The sequence below is a fragment of the Aquabacterium lacunae genome (assembly GCF_004310865.1).
GTDB lineage: Bacteria > Pseudomonadota > Gammaproteobacteria > Burkholderiales > Burkholderiaceae_C > Aquabacterium > Aquabacterium lacunae.
Genome location: NZ_SIXI01000001.1, coordinates 349427 through 364989, shown reverse-complemented (window position 1 = coordinate 364989; position 15563 = coordinate 349427). Strand labels below are relative to the sequence as shown.

The following is a 15563-nucleotide window of genomic DNA, read 5'->3' as shown; positions in this document are numbered from 1 at the left end:
TCTGGTGGGGCTGGGCTCAGGCGTCGAGGGCGTTGGTGGCGGCCTGTTCGCGCTCTTCGGGGCGGGCGGGGCGGATCTGGCCGCGGTCCCGCACGAACTTCACGGTGGCATCCACCGCGTCGCTGTTGACGAAGCTGCGGAAGCGCTGGCGCACCTCGGGCGTGGTCACGGCGCTCTTCCATTCGCACTGGTAGGTGTCCACCACGTGCTGCATCTGGGCTTCCAGCTCGGCGGCAATGCCCAGCTTGTCGTCGATCAGCACGCTCTTGAGGTAGTCCAGGCCGCCCTCGAGGTTTTCGCGCCAGGTGCTGGTGCGCTGCAGGCGGTCGCCGGTGCGCACGTAGAACATCAGGAAGCGGTCGATCAGCTGGATCAGCTGGGCCTTGCTCAGGTCAGAGGCGAACAGCTCGGCATGGCGGGGCTTCATGCCGCCATTGCCGCACACGTACAGGTTCCAGCCCTTTTCGGTGGCGATCACGCCCACATCCTTGCCCTGGGCTTCGGCGCATTCGCGGGTGCAACCTGACACGCCGAACTTGATTTTGTGCGGCGCGCGCAGGCCCTTGTAACGGTTCTCCAGTTCGACGCCCAGGCCGATGGAGTCGTCCACGCCATAGCGACACCAGGTGCTGCCCACGCAGCTCTTGACCGTGCGCAGGCTCTTGCCATAGGCATGGCCTGACTCAAAGCCGGCGGCGATCAGCTCTTCCCAGATGGCGGGCAGTTGCTCGACGCGCGCACCGAACATGTCCACGCGGGCACCGCCCGTGATCTTGGTGTACAGGCCGTACTTCTTGGCGACCTGGCCCACGGCGATCAGGCCATCGGGCGTGACTTCACCACCGGGCATGCGGGGCACCACGCTGTAGGTGCCGTCTTTCTGGATGTTGCCCAGGAAGTAGTCGTTGCTGTCCTGCAGGCTGGCCAGCTGGGGCTTGAGCACGAAGTCGTTCCACACCGAGGCGAAGATGCTGGCGGCGGTCGGCTTGCAGATGTCGCAGCCCAGGCCCTTGCCGTGCTTGGCGATCAGGTCGTCGAAGCTCTTGATCTGGCCCACGCGCACCAGGTGGAACAGCTCCTGGCGCGAGTAGGGGAAGTGCTCGCACAGGTGGTTGTTGACGGCCATGCCGCGCTTGGCCATCTCGCTCTTCATGACCTGGGTGACCAGGGGCACGCAGCCGCCGCAGGTGGCGCCGGCCTTGGTGCAGGCCTTCATGTCGCCGATGGTGCAGGTGCCTTCGGCCACGGCCGCGCAGATCTGGCCCTTGGTGACGTTGTTGCACGAGCAGATCTGGGCCGAGTCGGGCAGGGCGTCGGGGCCCAGGCCAGGCTTGGCCTTGCCGTCGCTGCTGGGCAGGATCAGGAATTCGGGCTCGTCGGGCAGGGCGATGCCGTTCAGGGCCATCTGCAGCAAGGTGCCGTATTCGTCGGCATTGCCCACCAGCACGGCGCCCAGCAGCTGCCTGCCATCGGCGCTGACCACGATCTTCTTGTAGACCTGCTTGACCTCGTCGATGTACTGGAAGCTGCGGCAACCTGCGGTTTTGCCGTGGGCGTCACCGATCGAGGCCACGTCCACGCCCATGAGCTTGAGTTTGGTGCTCATGTCGGCGCCGGTGAATGCTGCATCGGCGTCACCAGCGATGTGCTTGGCCGCCACGCGGGCCATGTCGTAGCCGGGGGCCACCAGGCCGAAGGTCTGGTCGTTCCAGGCGGCGCATTCGCCCACGGCGTAGATGTCGGTGTCGGCCGTGCGGCAATGGCTGTCGATGGCCACCCCGCCGCGGGCACCCACCGGCAGCAGGCTGGCACGGGCCAGTTCGTCGCGGGGGCGGATGCCGGCCGAGAACACGATCATGTCGGTTTCGAGGTGGGTGCCGTCGGCAAACACCATGCGGTGGCGGGCCGTGGCGCCATCGACAATTTCTGTCGTGTTGCGGCTGGTGTGCACCTTCACGCCCAGGGCTTCGATCTTCTCGCGCAGGATGCGACCCCCGCCGTCGTCGACCTGCACGGCCATCAGGCGCGGCGCGAACTCGACCACGTGGGTCTCCAGCCCCATGTCGCGCAGGGCCTTGGCGCACTCCAGGCCCAGCAGGCCGCCGCCCACCACCACCCCCGACTTGCTGCGGGCGCCGGCCGCCTTCATGGCATCCAGGTCTTCGATGGTGCGGTACACGAAGCAGTCGGGGCGGTCGCGGCCGGGCACCGGCGGCACGAAGGCGTTCGAGCCGGTGGCCAGCACCAGCTTGTCGTAGGGCAGGGTTTCGCCCGCGGCGGTGGTGACCGTTTTGTGGCGGCGCTCGATGGTGGCGGCGCGTGCGGTCAGGCGCAGGCTGAAGCCGGTGCGCTCGAAAAAGCCGGTTTCGACCAGGGACAGGTCTTCGGCGGTCTTGCCCGAGAAGTATTCGGACAGGTGCACGCGGTCGTAGGCGGGGCGTGGTTCTTCGCACAGCACGGTGACTTCGGCGCTCTGCACGCCGGATTCAGCAAGGCTTTCGAGGAACTTGTGGCCCACCATACCGTGGCCGACGACGACAATCTTCATGGCTGCTCCTGGGGAACGGGTTGCTGCAGCCTGGTCGGGCGGCCGCGTGGCAACGAGGGGCTGCGCTTGGGGGCGCAATCAATCCTGTGCGGTTCGGGGTGCATCAGCCGTCGTCAGGGCGTGGCCTGAGGGCTGGAAACCACCTTCGTCAGTGGTGCCGAACCGGGTCTGCCCGAGACCTCGTTGCCTGCGGACGTACACACTCATGCAAACGCTGTGCCAGGGCCTTGTCCAGGGGGATGCCGCCTGGGCGATGGCGCGAATGCCCGCAGCAGGGTGTTGCGCAGGCCGATGTGCGGGCAGATGTGTGGGTTGCTGCACCGCTGTGGTGCAGTGCGCCGCGCACCAAGATGGTGTGCGCGCAAAAAAGCGCCCGAAGCCCATGCAGGCCAGGGGCGCTGAAGGAGGTGCAGCAGCGCAGTGCTGCGCCTCGGGCCGCCTCAGGCGGCTTGTTCCATGTGGGGCGCCTGGCCCGCCTGGCGACGGCGTGCGGCCATTTCGCGGCCCATGCCCCGGAGGTCCCATTCACCGATGCGGCTGCGGGCCTCGGGGTAGATCATCGACTCCTCCAGGGCCATGTGGTCCTGGTACAGGGCCTTGAACACCGGAATGGCCGCGCGCAGGTAGTCGATGTTGAACCAGTTGTAGCCTGCGGCGATGGCTTCGATCTGAGGGGCCAGCTGAAGCCAGTCTTCTTCGATCCAGCCATGGTCCTGCTGCAGCCGCAGCGTCAGGCGCACCAGCTCGTCGTCGTCGCTGGTCAGCAAGGCCGGGAACACATGCTTTTCTTCGTCGAGGTGGTGCTCACGGGCGGTGTTCGTGAAGAACAGGAACAGGTCCTTGGCCAGGGTGCGGGTCTTGCCGTCGACCCCATGGTCTTCCAGCCGTGCCGTGAGCTCGTCGAGTTGCTGCAAGGCCACCACCATCTGGCGGTGGCAGGCGTCCAGCACGTCGAAAGGCTGCACGGGGCGACCGACCGGGGTGGTGTGTGCAGATTCGGCGGTGGATGCGGTGGTGCTGGCTGACGACATGGCGTGCTCCCCAAAAGGCTGCCGACCGGGCGGCGATGCATCCATTGTGGGAAGCGGCTCCAGGCGCTGCTTGCGTTGCATCAATGCCGCTTGATGCAGTGCACAACAAAAAGCCCGGCAGGGCGAACCTGTCGGGCTTGTTCAGCGAAGCAACCGCTGCGCCTGGGCTGACGAGAGGGCCTGTCAACCCGATGTCCCCTGGAGGGGCCGCCTCACTGGCGGGCAGACCCCGGCAGGGCCTTCCTGCTGCCGGATGATCCGGCGGTGTCTGCGTTGACGGCCGATACCCGGCGCGTCCTGCGGGCGGTCAACACATGACTGAAGCCCACATGCACAATGTGCCACAGACCCGCCCGCCGTGGGAGCTTGCCGTGATGCACAAAGGCCCCTGGCGTGATCCATTTCACGACATCTCCGCTGACGGCTTGCCACGATGCCTTCTGATCCCTCTGCTCACCCGGTGCCTGCAGGCTCTTATGCGACCTCCCGACTCAGCCATGTGCCTGACAACGGCCTGGACTGGGCGACGGTGGTCTTGCGCTGTGCTCAGATGGCTCAGGCCGATGCCTGGGCCATGGCGCACGGTCAGCCAGGCGTGGTGCTCATGGAGCGCGCCGGGGCAGGGGTGGTGCAGGCCCTGACCGCCCGCTGGCTGCCATGCCCGGTGTGGGTGTGGTGTGGCCCTGGCAACAACGGTGGCGACGGGTGGGTGATCGCGCGTTTGCTCGAGGCGGCGGGCTGGCCGCAGGTGTCCGTGGCCTGCGACAGCCCCATCGAATCGCTGCAGGGTGATGCGGCGCATCACGCCCAACGGTGGCGGCAGGCGCGTCTGAGCAGGGCGGCGAGCGCTGACGTGCACACACTGGACCAGGCCCTGCAGGCCATCGCGGTGCAGCGAGCCCATGCCCAGGGGCGCAGTGGCCCGCACAGCCCTGCGGTGCTGGTGGTCGATGCCTTGTTCGGCGCGGGCTTGAGCCGTCCGCTGGATGAGAAGGTGCATGCTGCCCTGGCGCAACTGGCCACATGGCGAACCGGCGACGCGACCAGCACCCCGGGGTGCGTGCAGGTGGTGGCCGTGGACGTGCCCTCCGGCCTGCATGGTGACACCGCACACGGGCTGGCCGACCAGACCGTGCCGTGCCCAGCCGACCTCACCGTGACCTTCATGGCCCCCAAGCCCGCCCACATGCTCATGCACGGCCGGGCCCTGATGGGCGACCTGGTGGTGCATGACATCGGTCTGCCGTTGGCGGCGCTTCAGGCGGTGGCCGCTCAGGCCCAGCCGGTGGGGCTGTGGCGGCGCAACACCCCGGTGGTGTGGGGCCATGCATGGCAGGCTCCTCGCAGGGGCGGGCACAAGTACCACCGTGGGCATGTGCTGGTGTGGTCCGGGCCCCGGATGCCGGGGGCCTCCAGGCTGGCGGCCCGGGCCGCGGCCCGCATCGGTGCAGGTCTCGTGACCCTGGCCATGACCCGCACAGCCTGGCCGCATCTGGCGGGCCACCTGATGTCGGCCATGGCCCATCCGCTGGCCGACGAATCGGCTGACGCTTTGTGCGCCGACTGGCGCGCGCTGCTGGCCAGTCGACGCTGGAATGCGATCGTGCTGGGCCCCGGCGCCATGCTGGGGCTGCCAGAACCCCAGGCCGACACCCTGCGCACCCTGGTGCTCGATGCCCTGGCCACCGAGGTGCCGCTGGTGCTGGACGCGGACGCCTTGATGGCCTTTGAGGGCCATCCCCAGCTGCTGTGCCAGGCCTTGAACGATCGTCATCGGGAGGGGGCTCCTCCCAGTGTGGTGCTCACCCCGCACGAGGGCGAGTTCAACCGCCTGTTTGGCGACCTTGTGCGTGCAGAGGCGGGACAGGCGCAGGCCACAGCCGGTGATCCGGGCAAGTTCGAGCGCACCCGTCTGTCGGCGGCCATGGCGGGGGCTGTGGTGCTTCACAAGGGGGCCGACACAGTGCTGGCGGCGCCCGATGGCCGCGTGATGCTGCACGACGACGCGCCGCCGTGGTTGTCCACCGGAGGCTCGGGGGACGTGCTGGCCGGTTTCATCGCAGGGTTGATGGCCCAGGGGGTGGACGCCTGGCACGCGGCCTGCGGTGCGGCCTGGGTGCACGGGCAGTGCGGGCACCGCTTCGGCCCCGGCCTGCTGGCAGACGACCTGCCCGAGCAGGTGCCGGGGGTGCTGCGCCGGCTGTGGGGTGTGCCCCCGCAGTGAGCCGCGTGGGCGCTGGCCTCAGCCCAGACAGGTGCGGTTCTTGCCCGACCGTTTGGCTTCGTACAGCGCCAGGTCGGCGCGCTCCAGCGCCGTCTCGATGGGTTCCTGATCGCGGTAAGGTGTCACCCCGGCCGAGAAGGTGATGAACACTTTCTGCTCGCCCTGGGTGAAGAACTCGGCGCTCAATTGCCGCTGCAGTCGGGTCAGCACGCCCTGGGCCTCTTCGGCCTGGGTGTTGGGCAACAGCACGACGAACTCTTCGCCACCGTAGCGCGCCACCACGTCCATGGGCCGCAGGCTCTCGCTCACACGCCGGGCCAGGAATTTCAGGGCTTCGTCGCCCGTCTGGTGGCCCAGGGTGTCGTTCAGCTTTTTGAAGTTGTCGACGTCCAGCAGCCCGATCGACATCGGGGCGCCCTGACGGTTCACGCGGGCCCGTTCGGTCTCGAAAGCCTTCTCCAGACCTCGGCGGTTGGCGATCTGCGTGAGTGGGTCGGTCGAGACCTCTTCCGACAGACGGCGCAGCTCGTCTTCGAGGCTGCGCACGCGGTCGGTCAGTTCCGTGGCGCGGGTGTGTTCGGCCTGCAGACGCTCCTGCGTGCTGTGGATCACGCCGTGCACCGTGCGGCTGTCGGCCACCAGGTCACGGACCACGCCGGCCAGGCTTTCCAGGGTGTCGGCCTGTCCGATGGTCTCGGCATAGCCCAGCAGCTTGTCCTGGAAGGTGCCCGTGGCATGGCCCAGCGCTCCGATTTCACTGAGCATCTGGTGCAGCATGTCCTTGAGCGCCTGGCGGGCCGCTTCACGCTCGGCCCTCAGTGTTTTCTGGCGCTCTCGGGTGTCGCGCAGCAACTCGTGCAGGCGGCGGCTGCCTCGTGGGGTCAGGCCATGGACCAGTTCGGCCTGCATGGCCTGGCATTGGCCGGCCACCCAGCTGTCGTTTTCGGCCAGATCGACCAGGCTGTCGGTCAAGGTCTGGCACAGCCGTGTCAGGTGGGTGACCAGGTGATGGCGGTGCTCGATCACGCGGCGCGCCTGCTCGCAGGCCTGGCGGGCCTGCTGGCGCACGGTGTCGGGTGGGTGCTGGTCGGCTTGCAGGGCCATGGCGAAGGCCTGGTCCAGTGCCATGGCTGCTTCACGGCCTGTGGCCTCACTTTCCGGCAGCGCCTGCTGCAAGGTGCTGTGCCAGCAGGTCGCCACTTCGGCGGGCACCGTGTCGGGTGCCAGCGCCTTGTCGGGGCTGGCCGATCCGGGGGGCGCTTGCGTGCCCGCTGCGGCCTGAGCGGCTGTTGCGGTGGCCGAGGCCTCGGTGCTGCCGACCACGTTGGCAAGGTCGGCGCCTTCGCTCACCAGCGAATCCGGGTCGTCCTTGTCCCAGCTCAGGATGAGCTGTTGAAGGCGCTGCAACAGGCGCTCAGCCGACTGGCGGCTGCCCGTCAGCACACGCTGCAGGCTTTCCTTTTTGCGTGCCGTCGTCCATTGCTTGTTGGGGCGCTCCAGACCGCGCGTGATGCGGCCGATCAGGTCCGACCACTCGGGCCCAGGGTCGGGTCGCTCGGCTGTGGCGGACACGCTGGTCGCCGCAGCGGGCAATTCGCCCGTGGCTCCTCGCGACGGCGTGGGCACACCGGCGGCCTTGCACTCGGCCTCGTAGGCCTTGCGGTAGTTGTCGGGGGTGGGTTCCAGCCGGTCCAGGGCCAGGCGCTTGAGGGCGGCCTTGGCCAGCAGGGCCGGTGTGGCTTGGGGAACCTGGGGGGCAGACATCGGGGCTCCTGGCGCAGGCAGGCGAGGCCTCAGGACACCTTGGGGCCTGATGGCGTGAGTTCGGGCAGACCAGCGAAATCGGTCTCGATGCGCGGCAGGGGCCTGACGTCCTGATCACGCAACCATTCACTGATTTCGGTGGCGGGCATCGGACGGGCAAACAGAAAGCCCTGGCACACCTGGCAGCCCAGGTTGTAGAGCACTTCCATCTGGGCGACCTGTTCCACCCCCTCGGCGATCACGCGCAGACCGAGCGCACGCGCCAAAGCGATGATGGCCGAAGTCACGGCCGAACTTTGTGGCGTGCTGCCCAGATCCCGGACAAATGACCGGTCGATCTTGAGTTCGCTGATCGGCAGAGAGGTCAGGTAGGCCAGTGACGAGTAGCCGGTGCCGAAGTCGTCGATGGAAATCTCGATGCCCACTGCATTGAGCTTGTGCAGTGAAGGCACCACGCCCTGCAGGTCTTTCATCAGGCCGGTTTCCGTGATCTCGAGCTCGATCAGGTGGGGGGCCACTTGTTCTTCCTGCAAGATCTGCAGAATCACCTCGACCAGGTCGGTGCGCTCGAACAGGCGGCTGGGCATGTTCACGGCCACCGTGATGTCCAGACTGTGCTGCTCTTTCCAGGCCCGCACCTGCCGAGCCGCTTCACGGATGGCCCATAAGCTCATGTCGGTGATCAGGCCGGTGGTCTCGGCCAGCGGGATGAAATCCCCGGGCGGCACCAGCTTGCCATCGCGCATCCAGCGCATCAGTGCTTCGGCACCCACCATCTGACTGGTGCGCACATCGATCTTGGGCTGGTAGTACAGCACCAGTTCGTTGCGCTCCATGGCCTTGTGCAAGGCGGTGTCCAGGTCCAGACGCACACGGCCCTTGCTGGCCAGCTGTTGGTCATACAGCATGGTCGAATTGCGGCCTTGCGATTTGGCCATGTCCATGGCCACATCGGCATTGCGCAGCAGGTCGGCCACGCTGGCGCCGTCAGACGGGAAACACGCGATGCCGGCACTGGCCGTGATGAAGCATTCCTGTCCACCGGCCATCATGGGCTCGCGCAGCTTTTCCAGGACTTTGCGGGCCACGTCGTGGGCCTCTTCGGCACTGCGGATTTCGGGCAGCAGCACCACGAATTCGTCGGCACCCAGACGGCCCACGGCTTCCAGGGTGCGGTGCCCGCGGTGCAGAGGCGATTCGAACATGCCGCCGTCGAGCACCTGCTCGCTGTGGCGCACGCAGCCACGAATGCGGCGAGCCGCTTCGATCAGCAGTTCATCGCCGGCTGTGTGTCCCAGGTTCTCGTTGATCACCTTGAAGCGGTCCAGGCCCACCTGGATCAGGGCCATGGAGTGGCCCAGGCGCTTGGCGTGCTCGATGGCGCGTTCGCTGCGCCAGAACAGCTGGCGCCGATTGGGCAGGCCGGTCAGCACATCAAAATTGGCCAGCTGCTGGATCTTGTCTTCCGCCAGCCGACGATCGGTCACGTCCTGCAGGATGCCGGTATAGCCGATGATGCTGGCCAGCTCGTTGAACTCGGGTTCAGCTTCGATGTGCAGCATGCGGGCGCGGCCATCGGAAAGGGTCACTTCCACATCGCAGCACAGCACGGTGCCGTGATCGAGTACGTTGCGCAGCAGGCGGATGAAGCCAAACTGATCTTCGCGAGACATCATGCGGATGATGTTGCGCAAGGAGGGGTTGTCGCCAGGGCCCATGCCCAGCACGCGCAGGCCTTCAGTCGAAAATGCCACCCGGTAGCTGCCGTCACGACGCCAATCGAAGCTGCCCATGCGGGCCAGGTCCTGGGCGCGTGCGAGCTTTGACTTGGAGCGCTCGAGTTCGTGGCGAGTGCGCGAGGCGCGCAGCAGGTAGCGCAATCGGCCTGCCAGCAGGCTCCATTGGTTGCACTTGACAAAAAAGTCGGTGGCCCCCACCTCGTAGGCCCTTGTGATCGAGGCTTCGTCGTCCAGACCGGTGAGCATCAGCACAGGCACCGATTCGAAACCGGGCAGGGTACGGATCTCTTCGCAGGTTTCGAAACCGTCCAGACCCGGCATGACGGCGTCGAGCACCACCACGTCGGGCATCCAGTCGCTACCGCCCATTTCGCGCAGAGCCAGTTCGCCCGACGCACATTCACGGATGGAGAACCCCCGCTCGCGCAGGGCGATGGAGGTCAGCAGCAGGTTCACTTCGTCGTCGTCGACGAGCAGCACCCGCGGCGGTTGCGCCAGTTCATCGTCCTCGAATGGCGCCATGCGCGTCATCGGGACGCCTCCAGCAAAAGGGGCAGGGCAGCCACCACGTAGCGGGCTTCGACTTCCAGGCGGTCGATCATGGGTTCAAGGGGCAGTCCGTTGTCATCTCGAATGGCATTTTCGATTTCGACACAGATCTGTGACAACTTGAGTGCCCCCACGTTCGCAGACGAAGACTTCAGCGTGTGAGCCACGTCCTTGATGGCACGCCGATCCTGCGCCTGCCGGGCAGACGCCAGTTGCACAAGGTACTTGTCCACCGATGTTGCGAACATCTTGATGATCCGGTCGATCAGGGCATTGCGGCCTGCAGGGTCCAGCTCCAGCAGACGTTGTACCGCAATTTCGTCGAATACCTCACGCCACGAGGTCGGTTGGGCGCTGCTGGTGGTCATGTGGGGTGTCGGTTGCAAGGTTTGTGTCTTCCCCGACACAGGGGTCAGTCCCTGAGGTTGTGCGGAGGGGTCAGGGGGCAAGGCGTCCGGTGGCTGAAGGTGCGCCACAGTCTGCAGCACTTTGGCAAGCTGGTGTATCCGGAAAGGCTTGGAGAGGTAGGCGTCAAAACCCACACTGGCAAAGCGCAGGTCGTCGCCGTCCAGTGCATGGGCAGTCACTGCCACCACCGGGGTGTCAGGGCGCGTGAGGAAGTTGAACCGCTGGTGGCGGTTTCGACGGAACACCTGCAAGGCCTCGGTGCCATCCATGCCGGGCATCTGGATGTCCATCAGGACCACATCGAAGCGATCCTGGGTGAGCTTGCGCAGGCCTTCGATGGCCGAACCGGCCACGGTGGTGCGGCAGCCCAGACGCCGCAGCATCTGGCTGCACACTTCCTGGTTCACCGAGTTGTCTTCCACCACCAGCACGTTCAGCCCCAGTTTGAGGGCCTGCACAGTGGGGGGCGCGATGCTCGATGACACCCCCAGCAGTGCCTGGCGCAGTTCCAGCTTGCGAACCGGCTTGGACAGGAATCGCTCGTAGCCTGCCCTCAGTGCCAGCTGCACGTCATCGAGCGTGCTGATCGATGACAGCATGACCATCTTGAGTCGGGCGTAGCGCTGGCTGCTGCGCATGGCCTGGGCGAACTCCAGCCCGTTCATGCGCGGCATTTTCATGTCGACCAGGGCCAGGTCGATGTCCAGGTCGTGCTCGGGCTGCATGAGCAGATCCAGTGCCTCCTGTCCGTCGCGGGCCAGGGTGACCTGCATGCCCCAGGCCGTCAGCAGGTTTTCGATGACCGTGAGGTTGGTGGCGTTGTCGTCGACCACCAGCACGTGCATGGCGGGCAGCTCGGCGTCGTCGAGCAGGCCCCAGATCGACTCGCCAGCAGCCACCTGCACGGGCACCTGGAACACGAACTCGGAGCCCATGCCCGGCGAGCTGCGAGCCTCGATGTGGCCACCCATCAATTCGACGAGTTGCTTGCAGATGGCCAGACCCAGGCCAGTGCCGCCATACCGGCGCGACAGACCGGCATTGGCCTGCGTGAACGCGTGGAACAGGCGCGGCAACACGTCGGGATGGATGCCGATGCCTGTGTCGCGCACGCTGAAAGTCAGCATCAGGGCGTCACCCACATCGAGCTGCTCGGTGGGCGAGATCGGCTCGCTCAGGCCCACGGTCACCACCACCTCGCCGGCTTCTGTGAACTTGATGGCATTGCCCACCAGGTTGGTCAGAACCTGCCCGATGCGCAGTGAATCGGCGTGGATCATGGGCGGCAGGCCGGGCTGCACGTGGGCGGTCACCTCCAGCCCTTTTTCATGGGCGCGAGGTGCCAGCAGTTCCACTGTGTCGTCGATCAGGGTGTTGAGTGCGAAGTCGACCGGTGCCAGCTCCTGCCGGCCGGCCTCGATTTTGGAGAAATCAAGGATGTCGTTGATGATCTCCAGCAGCTGTTCTCCCGAGCGGAACACCATCTGGGCCTGTTTGCGCTGGATGGCATCGAGGTCGGAGGCCAGCATCAGCTCGGTCATGCCCAGGATGGCGTTCATGGGTGTGCGGATCTCATGGCTCATGCTGGCCATGAACTGGCTCTTGGCCTGGCTGGCGTTCTCGGCGGCCACGCGGGCGCGCTGCAATTCTTCCGAGCGTTCGCGGTCGTCGGTGACGTCCGACATCAGGCCGTACACCCGCAGGCTGCCGTCGTCCAGGCGACGGCTGCGGGTACGGCGGCGCACCCAGCGCAGGCCCTTGATGGGATGCTGGATGCGAAACACCAGGTCGGTGGGCTCTTCGCGCTCGCATTGTTGCTCGGCCAGGGCCAGGGCGGGGCGATCGTCGGGCAGCACCAGGGTGTCGAGCAAGGGGCTGTTGCCGCCTGCCGTTTCGGTGCGGCTGTCCGGCGACACGCCCAGGATGTCGGCAGTGTGGGGGCTGTGGTACAGAAACTGGGCGTGCATGCCGGAGGCCACATAGACCCCGTCGTCCATCGATTCGACCAGCTCGCGAAAGCGACGTTCCGATTCTTCCAGGTCGGCGGTTGCGCGGCGTGCGACCGTGATGTCACGCGCCAGCGTGATCAGCAAGCGTGGCGCACCGTTGGTGCCTCGCAGCGCGAAGTGGCGCGCATTGACGATGCGCACCCCGTCGCTCGACGGCCAGGCGAAGTCGTGCTCCACGGTCTCGCCGTCGTCCAGTGCCTGGCGCATGCGTGGCGCGATGGCCGACATCACGGCTGGCCCCACAGCATCGGCGATCGGCTTGCGCAGGGCTTGGGCCTGGTTCAGGCCCAGCTCCAGTTCGGTGTACTTGTTGATGGCCACCACAGACAGGTCGCGCGCGTCCATCACGATCAGGCTGACCGGCAAATTGCCCATCAGTGCTTCCAGGAACTCCTTTTCCTGGCTTTGCTGGATCTCCAGCGTCTTTTGTTCGCTGATGTCGTTGAACAGGCACACATAGTGCCCTGTGGCGCCGGTGTCGTCGACTGTGAGAATCGCGTCGATTTCACACCAGTACGACTGAGAAGGAGCGTCGGCTGGCGTGCGCGTGCATTCGAAACTGCTGCGGAATGGGCCGCCCTGTGCGATGTGTTGTCGCACCTGGTTCACGATTCCTGCTTCGACCTGGCTGCGGGCCAGTGCATCCGACAGGCGATGGCCCAGCACACGTTCGGGGCGCCAGCCTGTCAGGGCTGTCAGGTGGGGGTTGACCCATTCGATCACGCCGTGGCGATCGAGCAAGGCCACGCCACTGGAAATGCGAGAGGCGACCAGGCCCAGGCGCTCCAGGAGGGCGGCGCTGTCGGCCGCTCGGTTGAGCGATTCGTCGCGCTGGGCCACAAAGCTCAACTGGATCACGGCCAGTTGCAACAGGGTGTGCGCCTCGTGGGCCATGGGCTGCGGGTCCAGGTACTCCAGCACGGCCAGGGGGCGCCCCCCCACGAACACAGGCACGGCCAGAACCTGCCGTGCCGGGGCGCCACGCCAGGGGTGTCGTGCCGAAGGAGGCTCGGGCTGCGGCAAGATGGTCAGTACGGGATGGCGATCGACCAGGCACTGGCCCAGCGGCTGATCGCCGCCGTCTACCGGGGCCATGACCCCCAGATCGATGTGATCATCGTCCTGGCCATCGAACTCCATCCACGGGCGCAGCAGGCCCGATTGGCCGTTCCAGTCCTCTACTTTCAGACAGTGCCAGGCACGTGCACCAAGCACCTGATGCATGCGGGTGCCTACCTGGCTCATGGCTTCGGTCAGCGTATGGGCCCGCTGGGCTGTGCTGGCCACTTCCTGGCTGAGTTGCAGCCAGCGCTGGGGCACCATGCGGATGTCGGGCATGGTGCGTTCGGGACCGTCATCGGCCTCGCGCTCGGGGTGAGTGTCCGGGTTTTCCGGCGTGGTGTCGGCCGGGGGCAGTTCGGGGCTGAGGGTGTGGCGCACCAGGAAGCCAGTGGATGCGGCGATCAGGGCCAGGGTGCCCAGCAGCACGTGGTTCCAGCCCTGTTGCCAGGCCAGCAACAAGGCAACGGCCAGCAGCAGGGCCACCACCAGCGTGGGCCAGGAGAGTCGTGAACCGGTGCTCGGGTGTGACATCGTGCAGCTTGGGAATCCCGCCAGAGATTGACGCGTCAGTCTGTCACCTGTAAAGGCATACTTCTGACCTTGAACAGATGAATGACTCTATCTGTTTGAAAAACCAAACAGCTGCTTGAAGAAACCGCTGAAAGCTGTTCATACAATCATTTTGATGCACTCTGGTTCCGCGCCTCGGCCATTGCGACCGTCAAAGTCCCGCTCGTTGACCGAGTGGTGTGCCGCGGTGTGTGTCGTGCTGCCGGCCGCGGCCGGCCTGGTGCTCGCCCCGGTGGCCCATGCGGGCGGCGCGGGCATGCTGTCGGCAGACATCGCCCTCAACTGGCAAAACCTGGGCCTGACCCTGGCGTTCGGGATCTTGCTGGGCGCAGCCGTGGCGGGAGGCCTGGCCGCTCGTGCAGCCCGCGCATGTCGGCACGAACGGCCGTCGGATCGCGCGCATCTTCACCTCCATGACCGCCCAGATGCCCCGGTCGGTTCACAGTCCTTGGCGACGGACCTGGCACGGCCGGCGCAAAAGCACCCAGTCGATGCGCCGCCCCTTGGCGCCGAAGTCGACACCGCCTGCTGGACCGAATGGCTGGATGGCTGGTACTGGCAGACCGATGCCGAGCACCGGCTGGTGCAATGGCGCCCTGTGCTGCGGGCCGATGCGGCCACCTGGGCGCAGGCGGCCGAGGTGCTGGCCCAAGGCCCCCTGCTGCACACCCTGGTGGATGCCACCGAGCAGCCCCGCCTGAGTGGGCAGCTGCAAGCCGGTGGTCGGGTCGACGTGGGCGCGCTGCACTGGGCCGATGGCTTGGGCATGCCAGATGGGGAAGGGCATCTGCTGGGCATGCCCCGCGTGAGCACCCTGGGCGAGCACCTGGGGCACCATGGCGTGTGGCGACCGATCGAGGAGCCTCGTGCTGTGGCCGAAGCGTCTCCCCTGGCAGGAGTGCGCGTGGCCGAGCGCGACGAACTGGCCGAAGCCGCGCAGGAGGCCTTGCGCTATGCCCTGTCGCATGACCTGCGGGCGCCACTGCGCGTCATCGACGGTTTTGCCCGCATCCTCAAAGAAGATCACGCCGCCTCGCTCGACAAGCTGGCCCGCGACCACATCGAGCGCATCCTGGCGGCGGCTCACCGCATGAACGGCATGATCGACGCTGTGCTGGACCAGGCGCACCTGTCGCAGGCGCCGCTGCAGCGTGCCGAGGTCGACCTCAGCGCCTTGGCCCTGGATGTGGCCGGCGAACTGATCACCTGCCGCCCCCCAAGAGCCGATGGCAGCCTGCCGCCCGAGGTGCTTTTGGAGGTCACCGGTGGCATGTGCACCCAGGCCGATGCCGTGCTGGTGAGGCGCGTGTTCGAGAACCTGATCGGCAATGCCATCAAGTACAGCCAGAAGGTGGCGCAGCCGCACATCACCGTCGGGGCGGTGCCCCACACCGACCCAGAGGTGTACTTCGTGAAAGACAACGGCGCTGGCTTCGACATGAAGCACGCCGACAAGCTGTTCGGGCTGTTCCAGCGGCTTCACAGCACCCGCGAATTCCCGGGCTCGGGCGTGGGGCTGGCCAGCGTCAACAACATCATCCGCCGGCATGGCGGGCGTGTGTGGGCCGAAGCTGAACCGGGTCAGGGGGCTTGCTTCTACTTTTCGCTGGCGCCATTCAAGGGCGGCACGCCGAGGCGCTGAGGCCGCTCGGCTCCGCA

Annotated in this window: 7 protein-coding genes; 2 read left to right on the top strand and 5 right to left on the bottom strand. The window is 66.5% G+C overall.

Annotated features, from left to right (window positions below; all coding sequences use genetic code 11):
* Positions 1–16: 16 nt before the first annotated feature.
* Both nirB and EYS42_RS01610 read right to left on the bottom strand, forming a co-directional pair.
* Entirely contained in the window at positions 17–2548 is a 2532-nt protein-coding gene (gene nirB / locus EYS42_RS01615; protein ID WP_130966115.1) for a nitrite reductase large subunit NirB, read from the bottom strand.
* 440 nt (positions 2549–2988) lie between these two features.
* On the bottom strand, positions 2989–3579 hold the full coding sequence (locus EYS42_RS01610) for a hemerythrin domain-containing protein (RefSeq protein ID WP_130966114.1): 591 nt from the start codon (positions 3577–3579) through the stop codon (positions 2989–2991).
* 433 nt (positions 3580–4012) lie between these two features.
* Between EYS42_RS01610 and EYS42_RS01605 the strand changes: the two genes are divergently transcribed.
* Complete coding sequence (locus EYS42_RS01605) at positions 4013–5803, top strand: NAD(P)H-hydrate dehydratase (protein WP_130966113.1); 1791 nt, start codon at positions 4013–4015, stop codon at positions 5801–5803.
* 18 nt (positions 5804–5821) lie between these two features.
* On the opposite strand, the gene EYS42_RS01600 is transcribed toward EYS42_RS01605, so the two are convergent.
* Genes EYS42_RS01600 through EYS42_RS01590 form a run of 3 tightly spaced genes read right to left on the bottom strand, consistent with a single transcriptional unit; the run spans position 5822 to position 13865 of the window.
* A complete protein-coding gene (locus tag EYS42_RS01600) occupies positions 5822–7567 on the bottom strand; it encodes a GGDEF domain-containing protein (RefSeq protein WP_130966112.1) in 1746 nt (581 codons plus the stop codon).
* Positions 7568–7596: 29 nt separating this feature from the next.
* Positions 7597–9828, bottom strand: coding sequence for a two-component system response regulator (locus EYS42_RS01595; RefSeq protein ID WP_245503457.1), 2232 nt, complete (start codon positions 9826–9828; stop codon positions 7597–7599).
* 5 nt (positions 9829–9833) lie between these two features.
* Positions 9834–13865 carry a response regulator gene (locus tag EYS42_RS01590; protein WP_130966110.1) on the bottom strand — a complete coding sequence of 1344 codons (4032 nt, stop codon included), beginning with the start codon at positions 13863–13865 and terminating at the stop codon, positions 9834–9836.
* A 154-nt stretch (positions 13866–14019) separates the two neighbouring features.
* On the opposite strand from EYS42_RS01590, the gene EYS42_RS01585 reads away from it, so the two are divergent.
* Entirely contained in the window at positions 14020–15546 is a 1527-nt protein-coding gene (locus EYS42_RS01585) for a sensor histidine kinase (RefSeq protein ID WP_130966109.1), read from the top strand.
* Positions 15547–15563: the final 17 nt, after the last annotated feature.

What these genes read in the sequence shown, in the direction of transcription:
- nirB (WP_130966115.1), bottom strand. Translation starts at nt 2,548, where the DNA reads ATGAAGATTGTCGTCGTCGGCCACGGTATGGTGGGCCACAAGTTCCTC.
- EYS42_RS01600 (WP_130966112.1), bottom strand. Translation starts at nt 7,567, where the DNA reads ATGTCTGCCCCCCAGGTTCCCCAAGCCACACCGGCCCTGCTGGCCAAG.
- EYS42_RS01610 (WP_130966114.1), bottom strand. Translation starts at nt 3,579, where the DNA reads ATGTCGTCAGCCAGCACCACCGCATCCACCGCCGAATCTGCACACACC.
- EYS42_RS01590 (WP_130966110.1), bottom strand. Translation starts at nt 13,865, where the DNA reads ATGTCACACCCGAGCACCGGTTCACGACTCTCCTGGCCCACGCTGGTG.
- EYS42_RS01605 (WP_130966113.1), top strand. Translation starts at nt 4,013, where the DNA reads ATGCCTTCTGATCCCTCTGCTCACCCGGTGCCTGCAGGCTCTTATGCG.
- EYS42_RS01595 (WP_245503457.1), bottom strand. Translation starts at nt 9,828, where the DNA reads ATGGCGCCATTCGAGGACGATGAACTGGCGCAACCGCCGCGGGTGCTG.
- EYS42_RS01585 (WP_130966109.1), top strand. Translation starts at nt 14,020, where the DNA reads ATGCACTCTGGTTCCGCGCCTCGGCCATTGCGACCGTCAAAGTCCCGC.